Origin of the sequence: Luteimonas fraxinea (assembly GCF_021233355.1) — a bacterium.
GTDB classification, from domain to species: Bacteria; Pseudomonadota; Gammaproteobacteria; order Xanthomonadales; family Xanthomonadaceae; genus Luteimonas; species Luteimonas fraxinea.
Map to the genome: position 1 here is coordinate 3,950,118 of NZ_CP089507.1, position 13,029 is coordinate 3,963,146.

At 59.1% G+C, this 13,029-nt stretch carries 11 protein-coding genes; 7 read left to right on the forward strand and 4 right to left on the reverse strand.

The genetic code is table 11. The annotated features are described in order from the left end of the window. Positions 1–2 precede the first annotated feature (2 nt). Entirely contained in the window at positions 3–308 is a 306-nt protein-coding gene (locus tag LU699_RS18005; RefSeq protein WP_232580569.1) for a helix-turn-helix domain-containing protein, read from the reverse strand. Between the two features lie 963 nt (positions 309–1,271). Here LU699_RS18005 and dndB point away from each other — a divergent pair. Genes dndB through LU699_RS18030 form a run of 5 tightly spaced genes read left to right on the forward strand, consistent with a single transcriptional unit; the run spans position 1,272 to position 7,329 of the window. Beyond that, positions 1,272–2,390 carry a DNA sulfur modification protein DndB gene (gene dndB / locus LU699_RS18010; RefSeq protein ID WP_232580329.1) on the forward strand — a complete coding sequence of 373 codons (1,119 nt, stop codon included), beginning with the start codon at positions 1,272–1,274 and terminating at the stop codon, positions 2,388–2,390. After that, the gene (gene dndC, locus LU699_RS18015) at positions 2,387–3,823 is read left to right on the forward strand and encodes a DNA phosphorothioation system sulfurtransferase DndC (RefSeq protein WP_232580330.1); all 1,437 of its coding nucleotides are present in this window, start codon (positions 2,387–2,389) and stop codon (positions 3,821–3,823) included. The genes dndB and dndC overlap by 4 nt, the downstream gene beginning before the upstream one ends. Next, complete coding sequence (gene dndD / locus LU699_RS18020; RefSeq protein ID WP_232580331.1) at positions 3,823–5,811, forward strand: DNA sulfur modification protein DndD; 1,989 nt, start codon at positions 3,823–3,825, stop codon at positions 5,809–5,811. The genes dndC and dndD overlap by 1 nt, the downstream gene beginning before the upstream one ends. Beyond that, on the forward strand, positions 5,798–6,169 hold the full coding sequence (gene dndE / locus LU699_RS18025; RefSeq protein WP_232580332.1) for a DNA sulfur modification protein DndE: 372 nt from the start codon (positions 5,798–5,800) through the stop codon (positions 6,167–6,169). Before dndD ends, dndE begins: the two co-directional genes overlap by 14 nt. Further along, positions 6,169–7,329: a cysteine desulfurase family protein gene (locus LU699_RS18030; protein ID WP_232580333.1), complete on the forward strand. Its 1,161-nt coding sequence runs from the start codon at positions 6,169–6,171 to the stop codon at positions 7,327–7,329. The genes dndE and LU699_RS18030 overlap by 1 nt, the downstream gene beginning before the upstream one ends. Positions 7,330–7,343: 14 nt before the next feature. Here LU699_RS18030 and LU699_RS18035 read toward each other — a convergent pair whose 3' ends face one another. The 3 genes from LU699_RS18035 to LU699_RS18045 are packed head-to-tail and all read right to left on the reverse strand — an operon-like array spanning position 7,344 to position 10,205. Then, entirely contained in the window at positions 7,344–8,477 is a 1,134-nt protein-coding gene (locus tag LU699_RS18035; RefSeq protein ID WP_232580335.1) for a ParB N-terminal domain-containing protein, read from the reverse strand. 4 nt (positions 8,478–8,481) lie between these two features. Next, the gene (locus LU699_RS18040; RefSeq protein ID WP_232580336.1) at positions 8,482–9,753 is read right to left on the reverse strand and encodes a DGQHR domain-containing protein; all 1,272 of its coding nucleotides are present in this window, start codon (positions 9,751–9,753) and stop codon (positions 8,482–8,484) included. Next, on the reverse strand, positions 9,747–10,205 hold the full coding sequence (locus LU699_RS18045) for a hypothetical protein (protein ID WP_232580337.1): 459 nt from the start codon (positions 10,203–10,205) through the stop codon (positions 9,747–9,749). The genes LU699_RS18040 and LU699_RS18045 overlap by 7 nt, the downstream gene beginning before the upstream one ends. 196 nt (positions 10,206–10,401) lie before the next feature. On the opposite strand from LU699_RS18045, the gene LU699_RS18050 reads away from it, so the two are divergent. Both LU699_RS18050 and LU699_RS18055 read left to right on the forward strand, forming a co-directional pair. After that, positions 10,402–11,489 (forward strand): IS3 family transposase gene (locus LU699_RS18050; RefSeq protein WP_232580339.1). Its coding sequence is split into 2 segments (ribosomal slippage): positions 10,402–10,654 and positions 10,654–11,489, totalling 1,089 coding nucleotides; the frame shifts between segments, so codons are not numbered across the junction. A gap of 377 nt (positions 11,490–11,866) precedes the next feature. Then, positions 11,867–13,003 carry a PIN domain-containing protein gene (locus LU699_RS18055; protein WP_232580340.1) on the forward strand — a complete coding sequence of 379 codons (1,137 nt, stop codon included), beginning with the start codon at positions 11,867–11,869 and terminating at the stop codon, positions 13,001–13,003. The last annotated feature ends 26 nt before the right edge of the window (positions 13,004–13,029 follow it).

The following is a 13,029-nucleotide window of genomic DNA, read 5'->3' on the forward strand; positions in this document are numbered from 1 at the left end:
GCTCAGTTTTTGTCAAACTTCTCACTGATCCAAGCAACCAGGTCTTTCCGCTGCTTGACTGAAAGCAATGAGAGCGACAGGAGGATTTCGGCCGTGGCCTCGTCCTCTGCAACCAAATAGGCCATAGGCACTTGCAGTGCGTCTGCAAGCTCGGCCAGCCCTTTCAAGTCAACCCCGCTTGACTCTCTCTCGTAGCGATTGACTCGACTGCTGGCGCGCTCTTTGTCCAGTCCCATCATCGCACCCAGTGCTCGCTGGCTATCGATGCCACGCAGCTTCCTCGCCTGCTTGATGCGGGCAGAAAAGATAGCGCGGGGCGAAGCCTTCGGCACGTGATCTGATACTTAGAACTGGGGGTTGTCAGCATGCCTTGCTCCGCTCCTGCGCGGCAGTCTCTTCATGAAATGTAGCACCCTGCTCCGGCCGCTGGCTGAGACAGGCGCCTAGGTAGGGCACAAGAAACTTTTGTCCGCCTAACTTCTATGTGCAGTCGCTATCACTGGTTACAGGCGGTCGCCGGCGTCCAGCCGCTTGCGGCCGGAGGTCGGCAACCGCTACGAAATCGAGGTGCATAGATCGGACCTGCAGTCCCTGCAGCGGCAGGCAGCGGTGCTTAGCGTCCCGACCGCCTACTTCTATGCCGAAGATGAAGAGCTCCGCAGGTGTTCTCGGAGTTCAAGAACAAAGGTAAGCGAACGCGCTGAGGCACTGAGTAAAACAAAGCCCCGCTAGCGGGGCTTTGGTCGTCGGCGCTTTGTTGAGGGTTCTCGCCCTCGTCCCCTAACAGGTACTTAGGTGAAGTGGCCAGGACAACGGCCTCATCCTACGTCGCGTGCAATCCGATAGTAATAAGGGCAAATGGCTGGGGCCTGTCAGATTTCATCCCGTCAGCCCACAGGCAAGCGTGCCGCTGCCTAGGCTCTTTCTGGAACGCGAGAAGTGTCCAGTGACAACCCAGGACATTGAGGCGCTAGGCGCCGCATCCGCGCCTTAGTGCAGAGCGGGACGAGGAGCAGAGGTACAACCTCAACAATCATGCCTTGCCTGGGTAGAGCGAAGCACCGAACCGCATGAGCATGTCGACTGACTCTCTGTGTGCACAGCCCCGCTCCGATCGAGAAGTAACGCCAGCAGGGCAATCTTGTACCGCTAAAGCTTCGCCCACTGCCTCTTATCCCGCTCCTGTATGGACATCACTCGCCCTAGCGTTCACAGCGCTCACGCACTATCATTAAAAGGAACGTCCAAAGCGAAATAACAAACTTCCACTCATGGAATCCAACAGCTACCGGTTCACCGCAATGCGCGGGATCCAAGCCGGGCGGGCGTACTACGTGCTGATGTGCCCGCTCCGTCTTGTGCCACGGCTTTTTCGCTTTGATGACGAGGCTCTGCCGGCCGAGCTGCGTGCCCAAAGGGTGCTGAACCGGGTGCGGGTACCCCAGATTTCCCGCTACATGGTTGACCATTCGAAGGAATACATCCTCTCGTCTCTGTGCGCTTCTGTCGATGGCGAGATCGAGTTCGAGCCGGTGGAGCGCTCTGGCCCGATGCGGTCGATCGGTCAGCTTCAGATCGGGATGAGCGCCACGATCCTCATTAACGACGGGCAGCATCGCCGCGCCGCAATTGAGGAGGCGCTTATCGAGCGTCCTGAGCTCGGAGATGAATCGATCTCGATCGTGCTGTTCGTCGATGGCGGCTTGAAGCGCTCCCAGCAAATGTTCGCCGACCTCAACGTGCACGCGGTGCGCCCGACCAAGTCTATCCGGCTCCTCTATGACCATCGAGACGAGCAGGCCAAGCTAGTGCGTCAGTTGATTCAAGCCATTCCGCTATTCCGAGAGTTCACTGATCTTGAAAAGACCAGCATCTCCAACCGCTCTCTTAAGCTCTTTACGCTGAGCTCGCTTCACCAGGCTACGGGTCGCCTGCTCTGCAGATCCAAGGATAAGGCCTTCTCGCCAGGCGATCTCGAACTGGCAGTAGATTTTTGGAAGGCGGTGATCACCAACATGCCGGACTGGGAGCGAGTGGCTGAGCGCGCAGTCGTTGCGCATGAGCTTCGGCGCGACTATGTCCACGCCCACGGCATTGCTCTTCAAGCGATCGGCGTCGTGGGTGCGCAGTTGATCAGAGAGGAGCCCCGGGACTGGAAGACGCGCCTGAAGAGCCTTCGCGACATTGACTGGTCTCGCGCCAACACGTCGCTTTGGGAAGGCCGCGCATTGATGGGCGGCCGGATCAACAAGACCAGCCAGAGCACTATCGCCGTTGCCAATGTCATCTCGCGTGAGCTCGATCTACCTTTGAGCGAAGAGTCGGCGCGCCTAGAAGCGTTGCTCCCGCCGCCCCCGCGTAGATCCCAAAAATCCAAGGTCGCTGCATGACTCACCAACGCGCCGCAAGTTCTATCCCCGCACTGTATGAAGAAGTCCGCGAACTCTATCTCGCAGACACCCGCCCTTGGGTACTTGGCTTTAGCGGCGGCAAGGACTCGACGTGTGCCCTGCAAGTGGTTTGGACTGCGCTTGCAGCCCTTCCGCCTGAGCAGCGCGCAAAGCCGGTCTATGTGATCAGCTCCGATACGCTGGTCGAGACGCCCGTCATCGTGAACTACATCGATGCGACGCTTGAGCGTATCAATGACGCAGCGATCGCCCAGGGCATGCCGTTTCGCACCCACAAGGTCGTGCCGCGGATCGATCGCAGCTTCTGGGTCAACATGATCGGACGAGGCTACCCTGCCCCGTCGCGGCGTTTTCGCTGGTGCACTGAGCGACTCAAAATCGAGCCAGCGAACGAATTCATTCTCGATCGTGTAGCGGAGTTTGGTGAGGTCATCATGGTGCTCGGCGTGCGTTCTGCCGAGAGCGCTACGCGCGCCCAAGTGATGTCGTTCCACAAGATTAAGGGCTCGCGCCTCTCGCGCCATTCCTCACTCAATAATGCCTTCGTCTACTCGCCGATCGAGGCGTTCAGCACCGACGAGGTCTGGTCGTATCTGCTGCAAAACCAATCGCCTTGGGGCAATGACAATCGCGACCTAGTGGCGATGTATCGGAATGCCCAGGCCGGCGAGTGTCCGCTCGTGGTCGACAAGACCACACCAAGCTGCGGCAATTCGCGGTTTGGCTGCTGGGTCTGCACTGTGGTGACCAAGGACAAGGCGATGGAAGCGATGATCGACTCCGGCCAGGACTGGATGACGCCGCTCCTCGACTACCGCGACATGCTGGCTGCGACGCAGGATCCCGCAAAAAAGCGGGAAGTGCGCGACTTCCGTCGCCGCACGGGGCAAGTGTCGTTCAAGGCCGAGTCCGACGACGTGATCCCGGGCCCCTACACCATGGAGTTCTGCCGCAAGCTCCTCCGGGAGCTCTTGGAGGCGCAAAAGCAGGTGCAGGCCGACGCCCCGCCTGGCGAAGCCACTCAGCTCATTCACGAGACCGAGTTGCACGCGATCCGCAACATCTGGCGGACCGAGCGCGGCGACTGGCAGGACTCGATGCCCGCGATTGTGCGCGACGCACTCGGCGTCGAACTCGACTGGGTCGTCGACGATGCGGCGCACTACTCGCATGCCGATGGCCTGCTGCTCGAAAAGATATGCGCCGAGAACGACGTGCCAATGGAGCTCGTCGTGCGGCTTTTGGATATCGAGCGCTCTACTTATGGCATGAAGCGGCGCCACGCTGTGCATCACCGGATTGAAGACGCGCTTTCCGAGGAGTGGCGCCCGCTCGAAGAGGTGGTGTCCGAGCGTCGCAGCACGCTTGACATCACGATGATTCCATCCGCGCCCCCTGCCGAAGTCGACTGATGCTGATTCGTAACATTGTTTTGGAAGATTTCGGTCTCTACGCAGGCAGGCAAGTGATCGACGTCCAGCCGACGCGCGGCGCGCGAAAGGCGCGCCCGATCATCTTGGTAGGCGGCAAGAACGGCGCGGGCAAGACGAGTCTGCTCGAAGCCGTGCGTTTGACGCTCTATGGAAAGCTCGCGCTTGGCGAGCGCACGTCCCAATCTGCTTATGAGGACTATCTGCGCTCGCGCGTGCATACGGGCCCGAGCGCAGGCGGCCTTGGCCGAGCATCGGTTGGGATCGAGTTCGAATTCGCTGAATCGGGCGTGGTGCACATCTACGAGGTCTCCCGCGCCTGGACGGTGCGGGGCAATGTCGTGCAAGAGAGCATGGACTTGCGCAAGAACGGGGAGACCGTGACGGTAGTGCCTCGGAATGAGTGGCAGAACTTCCTCCACGAGCTTTTGCCCGTCGGCGTCTCTCAGCTCTTCTTCTTCGACGGCGAGAAGATCACTGAGATCGCCGAAGACTCCACCGATGGCCACCAGCTCAGTGCCGCGATCCGCAGTCTTCTGGGCATCGATCTTGTGGGGCGTCTGCGCACCGACCTTGGCCTCTACCTCTCTCGAAATCAACGCAGTGATGTAGGTTCAAATCAGGAGCTGGAAACGATCCTCGCCGAGCGCGACAAGATCGACGAAGAAGTGCGCAGCCTGAGCGACCAGCGCGCAGACCTGCAAACCCAGCTCGACGGTCAGCGCCGCGAATCAGCAAAGGCGCAGCAGCGCTTCACTGTGGGCGGCGGCGAAGTCGCGCTGAGGCGCTCAAGCTTGACGGCCGAGCGTAGCGCGCTCGATCACGAGCGCACCACCCTGCTCGCGCAGTTCAAGGAAGGCTCGTCAGGCCTCTGGCCGTGGCTCGTGGCGCCCACGTTGGTTGCGCGCCTACAGCTCGCGCTCGCGAAAGCTGGCGCAGCGGATCAGGACGCAGCTTCACGCCTGCAGAAGCGCTTCAACGCATGGCAGAAGAAAGCCGACGCCGCAACACAGCGCCGCTGGACGCAAGAGCACAAAGACGATTTCCAGGCGCTGCTCGAGGCCACCTTCAAGGCGTCCGACGCGCCGGCCGCCCCGCGCGCGCTCACCGCCGTGGGGAACGCCACCCAGATACTGACGCAGGCAAGCGCGCAGCAATCCATCGTGCAAGGCTTCGCCGAGCGCCTGCGCACGCTCGAGGAGCGTATTGGAGAGATCGACACGTCCCTTGCGCGCGTGGACGAGACGACTGCGAGCTATCTGCTTGATGAGCTTCGGGGCGCGGAGCAATCCTACGGACAGACGCAGGGCCGTCTGAAAGTACTGCAGGAGTCGCTCGATGCGCTGCACTACAGGCGCGCGACGCTCGACAAGTCACGCGAGAAGCTCCTGATCAGCCAAGCAGAAGATCGGCGAGGCACGCGTCAGACCGAGCTCGCGAGCCGCATCGCCGCCTCGCTCGCGGCTTACGAGACCGCATTGATCGCCAGCAAAGTGCGCGCCTTGGAAGTCGCATTCGTCGATTGCTTCAATCGTCTGGCGCGCAAGGGCGACCTGGTGCGGGAAGTTCGCATCAGCGCTGACAATTTCCAGGCGACCCTGATTGGCAAGGATGGTGCCGAGATCCCACGCGTGCGCCTGTCCGCTGGCGAAAAGCAGGTCTTCGCAATCGCCATTCTCTGGGCGCTGGCCAAGACCAGCGGGCGTTCGCTGCCGGTCATCATCGACACGCCGCTCGCGCGTCTAGATAGTGATCACCGCGCAGCAATCTTGGAGCGCTATCTACCCGAAGTGAGTCATCAGGTCGTCGTGCTCTCCACCGACACTGAAGTAGATGTGGACATGGTGGGACAGCTTTCGGACTTCGTCGCCCAGACCCATCACCTCCAATATCTGCCGGACGAGCGCCGCACAGCGGTGGCGACTGGCTACTTCAAAAGCCGGAAGGGAGCATCCAGTGCACTACTCTAAGCTCCGCATTTCTTCAGACGCGACCAGCAAGCTGCGTGCAATGCGCCAGCGGATGCGGATCACGCCAAACCTTCTGTGCCGCTATGCGCTGATGAGTTCTCTCGAAGACGGACCGATTGGCAATGCACCACTGCCCGATGAAGATGGGCAAGAGTTCAACGCGTCGACGCTCACGGGTGAGCAAACTCAACTCTTTCTCGCGGCTATCTCTGTCGTAGAAGAAGAGACGAGCAACAAGACGCCGTCCAATGCGCGCGTATTGGAGCTCCTGCGCTGCCACATTCACCGTGGCATCGGCTCGCTGTCCGTTCGCCTTCGCTCACCCGCAGATCTCTTCTTGCGCAAGGCTGATCGCTAATGAGCGCTCCGCGCCCGCTCTACCTCGATCACAACGCAACGACGCCGATTGACCCGCGCGTGCTGAGCGCGATGCTCCCCTATTTCTCGGAGCAGTTTGGCAACCCGTCAAGTACCGAACACGTCTACGGAATCGAGGCCGCTGGCGCAGTAGAAACTGCGCGCGAGCAGGTCGCAAAAACGCTTGGCGCATCGGCCGGCGAGATAATTTTTACGGGGTCATGCACCGAAGCCGACAACCTCGCGATCGTGGGATCGGTGCGCGCGGCCGGAGGGCCGCGCCGGCTGATCACCAGCGCGATCGAGCATCCAGCGGTGCTCGAGTCGTTTCGCCTTCTGGAGAACGAGGGGCATCAGGTTCTGTATCTCGGGGTGGACGAGACAGGACGCGTGCGGCTTGACGAGCTCGAAAGTGCGCTGCGCGACACGACGTTCTTGGTCTCGATCATGGGCGCCAACAATGAGGTCGGCACGCTCCAGCCACTGACCGAGATCTCAGCACTCTGCGCCGCGGGCGGCGCACTGCTGCACTCCGACATCGCTCAAATGCCAGCGTATTGCGATGTGAGCGTAGACGCTCTGGGGCTGGATATGGCCAGCCTGTCAGGCCACAAGATATACGGCCCCAAGGGCGTAGGCGCCCTATATGTGCGCAGGCGTCGCCCGCGCACGAAGCTTTCTCCGCTCACTTGGGGTGGTGGCCACGAGAAAGGCTTGCGAAGCGCCACGCTCAACACTCCGCTGATTGTCGGATTTGGCGAGGCGATGGCGCTGTGCGCGAAGGAATGGCGGACTACAGCAAATCATACGTCGCAAATCACCGCGCAGATCCGTGACAACCTCACCGGAGCGCTGGACGGCGTGGAGGTCAACGGTTACGCCGAGCGCTTGCCGAACAACCTCTCGCTTTCCATCGCAGGCGTCGAGCCGCTCGCACTTATCCGAGCCATGCGGAACATCGTTGCCTTTTCAGCATCGAGCGCCTGCTCCACTGATGCAGTCAAGACCTCACATGTCCTTCAAGCAATGTTCGGAGACATTCCGCGTGCGCAGCGGGCGTTTCGCTTCTCACCCGGCAAGAGCACGCCGACCGAGGGAATCGCACCCGTGGTCGAGCGAATCCTAGAAAGCGTCCAAACGCTCCGGGCGATCAGCGGGTAGCTAAGCGTCAATCCTCAGCGTTGCCCCGCATCAATCTTCTCAATGACGCCTTCCACCAGCCCAATGCGATCGGAAATCACCTGTTCGAGCTTCCGGAGATAGCGAAGAAATTCGTCAGGATCATCTGCAATCGCGGACTGCGGTAGCTTCCCCAGCATTTCCTCGGTCGCGCGCATCGCTTTGCGCCAGTCTTGGCCCTTATCAGCGCTCTCGCCGGCCTTTGCGCGCGCCGCCTGCACCGTCAGGGTAAAGGCGTCGATCTCAGAGAGCAGGCTCTCCTGCCTGTTCTCCACCAGGTAAGCGACATCTTTCAGTTGGCGAGGTTCGTGGATGCGCCGCTGCCCATCATGCTCATCGCAAGGCGAGATCCACGAATACAGACGCCGAAGGCTATCCACATTCTCAAACGCCTTGTTCGACTCGCTCCACCCAAGCCAATTCTTGAGCGTGGTGCTTTTCAGCACCTCGTTGAAGAGTGAAAAGTGATCGTTGCGCGCACGCTCTCGATACTCCTCATCCTTGCTCATCTGCCGGAGAGCATGGTGCGTGCGGTAGAGACGGCCGACCTCAACCGCCGACATCCCGAACTGCTGCGCCGCCTTGGAGATTGAACTGCCATGCAAATCGATTTGATCAGCAACGAGCTTGGCGCGCTGCGCGGGCGCCCACGTCTTGATGCCGCTGATATGGCGGATACCCTGAAATACCCAAGAGATGTCGCCCGGCTCATTCCCTTCGTAAACCATTACCTCAATCTTCCCGGTGCGCTCCACGAAGCGGCGCAACACGGCCTCGTCAACCGCATCAGGCGAGCTCACGCGCCCTCCTTGAATGTCGGCCCTCAGCTTCGTTAGCGCCCGGAAGCGCCGATTGCCTTCGACAATGATGAACCCGCCTGTCGTCGTCCTGAGCGGCCGTACGACGATGCGGTCAAGCAGCAAAAACCCGTTTTGGAGCATCCCGTTATATAGATCCTGCACGCCAAACGGGTCGATCTCCGTCCCCGTGCGCCGCTGAACCGCCTCATGGGAGACCCTCTCCTCCGCAACCGGATGTTTGGTCGCTTCACTCCAAAACCGAGGATTGTTTGGGTCCAAGTAGATCTGATCGACCGCGAGCACCTTGGCCTTCAATTCTTCGATCAGCATTTGCTCAGGACCTCCCGGGCGGTTTGGGCAGCCGGCGCGGAAGCTTCAATGCCTCGTCCCCTGTCGCCAGGCGGTAGCGTTCAAGCAATGCGTCATCCTTCACATCGGTAAGCCCGACCATGTAGTCCAGGAGATCTCGCGCGAGTTTGCGCCCCGCGAGCACCATGGTCCGCTTTTCTGGATTCCAGATAATGTCTCGGTAGGGCCTCGCCGAAAGTTCAGTCGGAACGTTTTTGAGTGCATCAATCGCTTGGAACAGCGTGAGGCCATGGCGCGTGGCGTAGCTGATTGCGAGGCGCGTGAAGATCTCGAGTCCGGCGGGTCGAAAGAGAAGATGCCCTCCACTACTACTTCGGTATTTATGCGTAATCGCGGCCTCGTTGTCCTTCGCAGAGAAAAGCTCTTTCACCGGCGCAAACGCCTTCGCAAGCGACCCGAAGAACTTCACCGCATAAGCTTCAAGATCATCTAGACGAACATCTGACGGGCGATAAAAGCGCAGGCTCTCGTCCTTCTTGAGCTCATCTTTGAACTTGAAAACAAGCTTCAAGATGTCGTAGAGATTCACGATGTTCGTCAGTGCAATCCGGTTTGTGACCGGAAGCGACGTGCTTGAAGATACGAGGATCTTGGGTTCTTTAAACCATAGGTGGGACTCAACCAATCGCCGGGCGATGATGGCCATGGAGTCGTCCTCATCCAGTGCAATGATGTCCGCCTTCGCCACCGGCTTCGCGGTCTTGTTAAGCGTTGTAAAAAGACGCCTTGTGCGCTCTCGCTCCTTCTCATTGTGTCCAATGAATATCACAGCCAGGCGCTCGCCTCCGAAATCAAAGCCGTCCCCAATTGCTTTCTTGATACCCGCCAACCGATGCTGGCCATCCACCGCGAAAATCTTTTCGTTGCCGCTGAGGCTCAGAAAGCCGAACGATTCAAGCGCCTGCGGGTCGGTCGCTTGCAACACTGCGGCGCTTGTCTCGGAATGAAGATTCCCGACCTCAAGCCATTTCGGCTTCCCGCCGTAGGTCGCGAGCACGAGCGAGTTGAAAAAGCGTTGGGGGGTCTTTTCTAAGTAGCTACTCACACTCTTGGCTCGGCTGCCTTCCAAAGAGCGCTGAATGAGATCGGAGAGCGCTTTGCTTTCGTGGATGTGCGCCGCGTAATCAACACGTCTCGCTAGCTCAGCCGCAGGTATCAGGCACGAGTAGTAGATCCAGTCTCCCATTCCGCCTCTGAGCGCTGGTAAGAGAAGCATGTCTTTTGCTTTGGCTACCATGTTGCATCCCTTGCGTCGCGCACTGACGCGTCGATATCCGTCTTGTTGACAGGAGGCACGATTGCACTAAGGAAGCTACGCTCGATCTTGGCAAGACTCACACGCTTGTCTGGCACGGGCGCAAAATTGAAGAACAGGTCGTCCTTCCACTGGTCGAGCATTGCGCAGACTTTGACTCGTTTACTCATTCGCCTCGCATCTGCCAAATACTGCCCATAGCGAACCTGCAAGTCAGAACCCGAGCTGTCCCCAGTGATCCCCATGTAGAGGATGTAACCGTGCGTTGGCATGTCTGGACTGTCCATCAACACCGTAAACGCGTAGACGCCCCGCTCCTTGGGCACCGAAGACTTGTTTGCCTTCAGAAAACGCGTGCGCTGCCAGTTCAAGGACGCGCTTGATTTGAACGCGCGCCACTTCTTGATGTCGACGTAGAACTGCACATTGAACATCGCGAACTCGCCAGCCGCGAACACAATGTCGTGATAACGCCCTCTTGCCAAGACCGCCCCCGGTGCTGCTTCCCTACGCCAATTCTCGGCACTTCTGAGGCAATCCTACACGTGGCGTCGCTCCACGGGTAATCCCCCCGCGCAATAGCTGACGTCAGAAGTGGAATTTTCTCGTACGCTTTCCCGAGGAGGTTCCATGAAGAAGTCCCGCTTCACCGACAGCCAGATCATTGCCGTGCTCAAGCAGGCCGAGGCCGGCACACCGGTCCCTGAGCTGTGCCGCGAGCACGGCATCAGCTCGGCCACGTTCTACAAGTGGCGCAGCAAGTTCGGCGGCATGGAGGTGTCCATGGTGGTCCGCATGAAGGAGCTGGAGGATGAAAACCGGCGACTCAAGAAGATGTACGCCGACGCCCAGCTCAGCGCCGACCTGTTGAAGGAGGCGATGTCAAAAAAATGGTGAGGCCATCTCAGCGCCGGGAGATGGCCCGATGCGCAGTTCAGGACGAACGCACCAGCATCCGGCATGCCTGCCAGACCTTCGGCGTCAGCGAGACCTGCTACCGCTACGAGGCAAAGGCCTGCGAGGAGAACGCCCACATCGCCGACTGGCTGGTCCGACTGACCACTGCGTACAAGGATTGGGGCTTTGGGCTGTGCTTCCTGCACCTGCGCAACGTCAAGGGCTTTGGCTGGAACCACAAGCGCGTCTACCGCATCTACCGGGAGCTGGAGTTGAATCTGCGGATCAAGCCGAAGAAGCGAATCGTGCGTGAGAAGCCCGAGCCGCTGTCGGTCCCCGAGTCGATCAACCAGGTCTGGTCGATGGACTTCATGCACGACCAGCTCAGCGATGGCCGCAGCTTCAGGCTGTTCAACGTGCTGGACGACTTCAACCGCGAGGGCCTCGGGATCGAGGTGGATCTGTCGTTGCCCGCGGCGCGTGTGATCCGGTCTCTGGAGCAGATCATCGAGTGGCGCGGCAAGCCCAATTCAATCCGCTGCGACAATGGTCCGGAGTACATCAGTGGCGCTCTGCTGAGCTGGGCCGAGCGCCAAGGCATCAAGATCGAGCATATCCAACCGGGCAAGCCACAACAGAACGCCTACATCGAACGCTACAACCGCACTGTTCGTTACGGCTCGCTCGCACGAACCCTGTTCGACACCATCGACCAGGTGCAGGACAAGGCCACGCGCTGGCTATGGACGTACAACCACGAGCGCCCGAACATGGCGCTTGGTGGCATCACCCCGATGCAGAAGCTAGCGATAGCTGCATAGCTCCACTTTTGGCGACTGCTAAAAATGGGGGGATTACCCACGCCCAGCCTTGCACCACCAGCATTCGGAGCGCCCCGTGCTGCGCCGTAAGGTCGCTGCCTCACGACCCAGTGCGAGATAAATAGGTCAATGATGAGCAAGAGCGATCGAATCGCGGATTGATGCGCACAAATGCACCTCTGTAACATTGCATCTGTGCACCAAGCTTCCCTAGGAGGACTTGATCGGGAAGTAGCCCTGCATCTGAGCGGCGCTGCATCCGCGTCGGTCAGAACGCATCTAATGGGAAACCTCGAACTCAATCCTCGTATGCTCAGGCGCTGCGAGCGGTGTAGCCCCGCGCTTTCGGATTCCCTTGAACAAACCCTGAGCCCGGTATGCCAGCACAGACGCCAACGCCCGACGACATCTGGAACAAGACGATCGCCTTCATCTCGATTGATACAAACGTTCTATTTGAGACCGGCTTTCAGTTCACGAGTGGCGCGCTCAATCAGCTTCCCGCTCAGATGCCTGACAGCCTCCATCTTGTTTTCAGCCCTGTTGTGGCCGAAGAAGTTAAGCGCCATCGCGTTAAGTCAGTGAAGAAGCATAGCGATTCCATTGCGGCGGCCATTGCGGGGATCCGGCGCGCGGCATCGCAGGATGTCTCTTCGATATCGTCCGCACTCGATGATTTGAACGTCGTAGGCAATGCTGAGCGCACTTTCGATCAAGAACTCCTCGACTACGCGCAACGCTGTAGCGGCACTATTCTTACCTGGGAGGATGTATCAGTAGAGGCCGTGTTCGCAGACTATTTTCGGCAGAGTCCGCCCTTTGAAGATGGGAAGAAATCCGAGTTCCCGGACGCCGTAACGCTGCAGATCCTGCATAGATACGCAGAACGCCTGGGCTCGACTGGAATTTTCGTAACCAAAGACCAAGGCTGCCAACGCTTCGCTGCGGATTCGGACCGAATCTACGCAGTGTCGTCCCTCGACGATCTTACGTCGCTATTTCAAGCAACGGGCAAGTCGGCGCAAGACATTTCCGATGCGATCGAAGCGCACATCCTTCATTCAACGTCTCCCGGCTACAGCGCTGTAAACGAAGCGATCGAGCGACATGTCGCGCATTCCGAGTGGGATGTTCTCAACCTAACGCCTGACCTAGGTGGCCGCATGGAAGCAGAGGTTGTCGATGTGCGCATCAAACGACTCAACCTCGAACAATACATCATGCTCTGGCGAGACGACGATGCTGACGACACATGGATCGCGGAAGTGAGAGCAGCTGTCCAAGTAGACGTGAATGTTTCAGCCGAGCTCTACGTCTACGACTCACGTGATAAGGACGAAACGCTGATTCTGCGAGATCAGAAGTCCTTCCCTGAGCAGATAGATGTCGCAGTATTCGTCCACCTGACGAACGTCTCGCTCGCCAAGCCTCCGTCTGCTTGGAACCTGTCCTTCGACATTGCCTCGACCAACTACCGGCTAAGCGCCACAAATTTCGAGTTCGACGCGCGCTAATGGTCCAAGACTGACTTTCAATCCAC

Excerpts from the sequence above, each read along its gene's own strand:
- LU699_RS18040 (WP_232580336.1), bottom strand. The coding sequence starts at position 9,753 with ATGGTAGCCAAAGCAAAAGACATGCTTCTCTTACCAGCGCTCAGAGGC.
- dndD (WP_232580331.1), top strand. The coding sequence starts at position 3,823 with ATGCTGATTCGTAACATTGTTTTGGAAGATTTCGGTCTCTACGCAGGC.
- dndB (WP_232580329.1), top strand. The coding sequence starts at position 1,272 with ATGGAATCCAACAGCTACCGGTTCACCGCAATGCGCGGGATCCAAGCC.
- LU699_RS18055 (WP_232580340.1), top strand. The coding sequence starts at position 11,867 with ATGCCAGCACAGACGCCAACGCCCGACGACATCTGGAACAAGACGATC.
- LU699_RS18045 (WP_232580337.1), bottom strand. The coding sequence starts at position 10,205 with ATGTTCAATGTGCAGTTCTACGTCGACATCAAGAAGTGGCGCGCGTTC.
- LU699_RS18030 (WP_232580333.1), top strand. The coding sequence starts at position 6,169 with ATGAGCGCTCCGCGCCCGCTCTACCTCGATCACAACGCAACGACGCCG.
- LU699_RS18035 (WP_232580335.1), bottom strand. The coding sequence starts at position 8,477 with ATGCTGATCGAAGAATTGAAGGCCAAGGTGCTCGCGGTCGATCAGATC.
- dndC (WP_232580330.1), top strand. The coding sequence starts at position 2,387 with ATGACTCACCAACGCGCCGCAAGTTCTATCCCCGCACTGTATGAAGAA.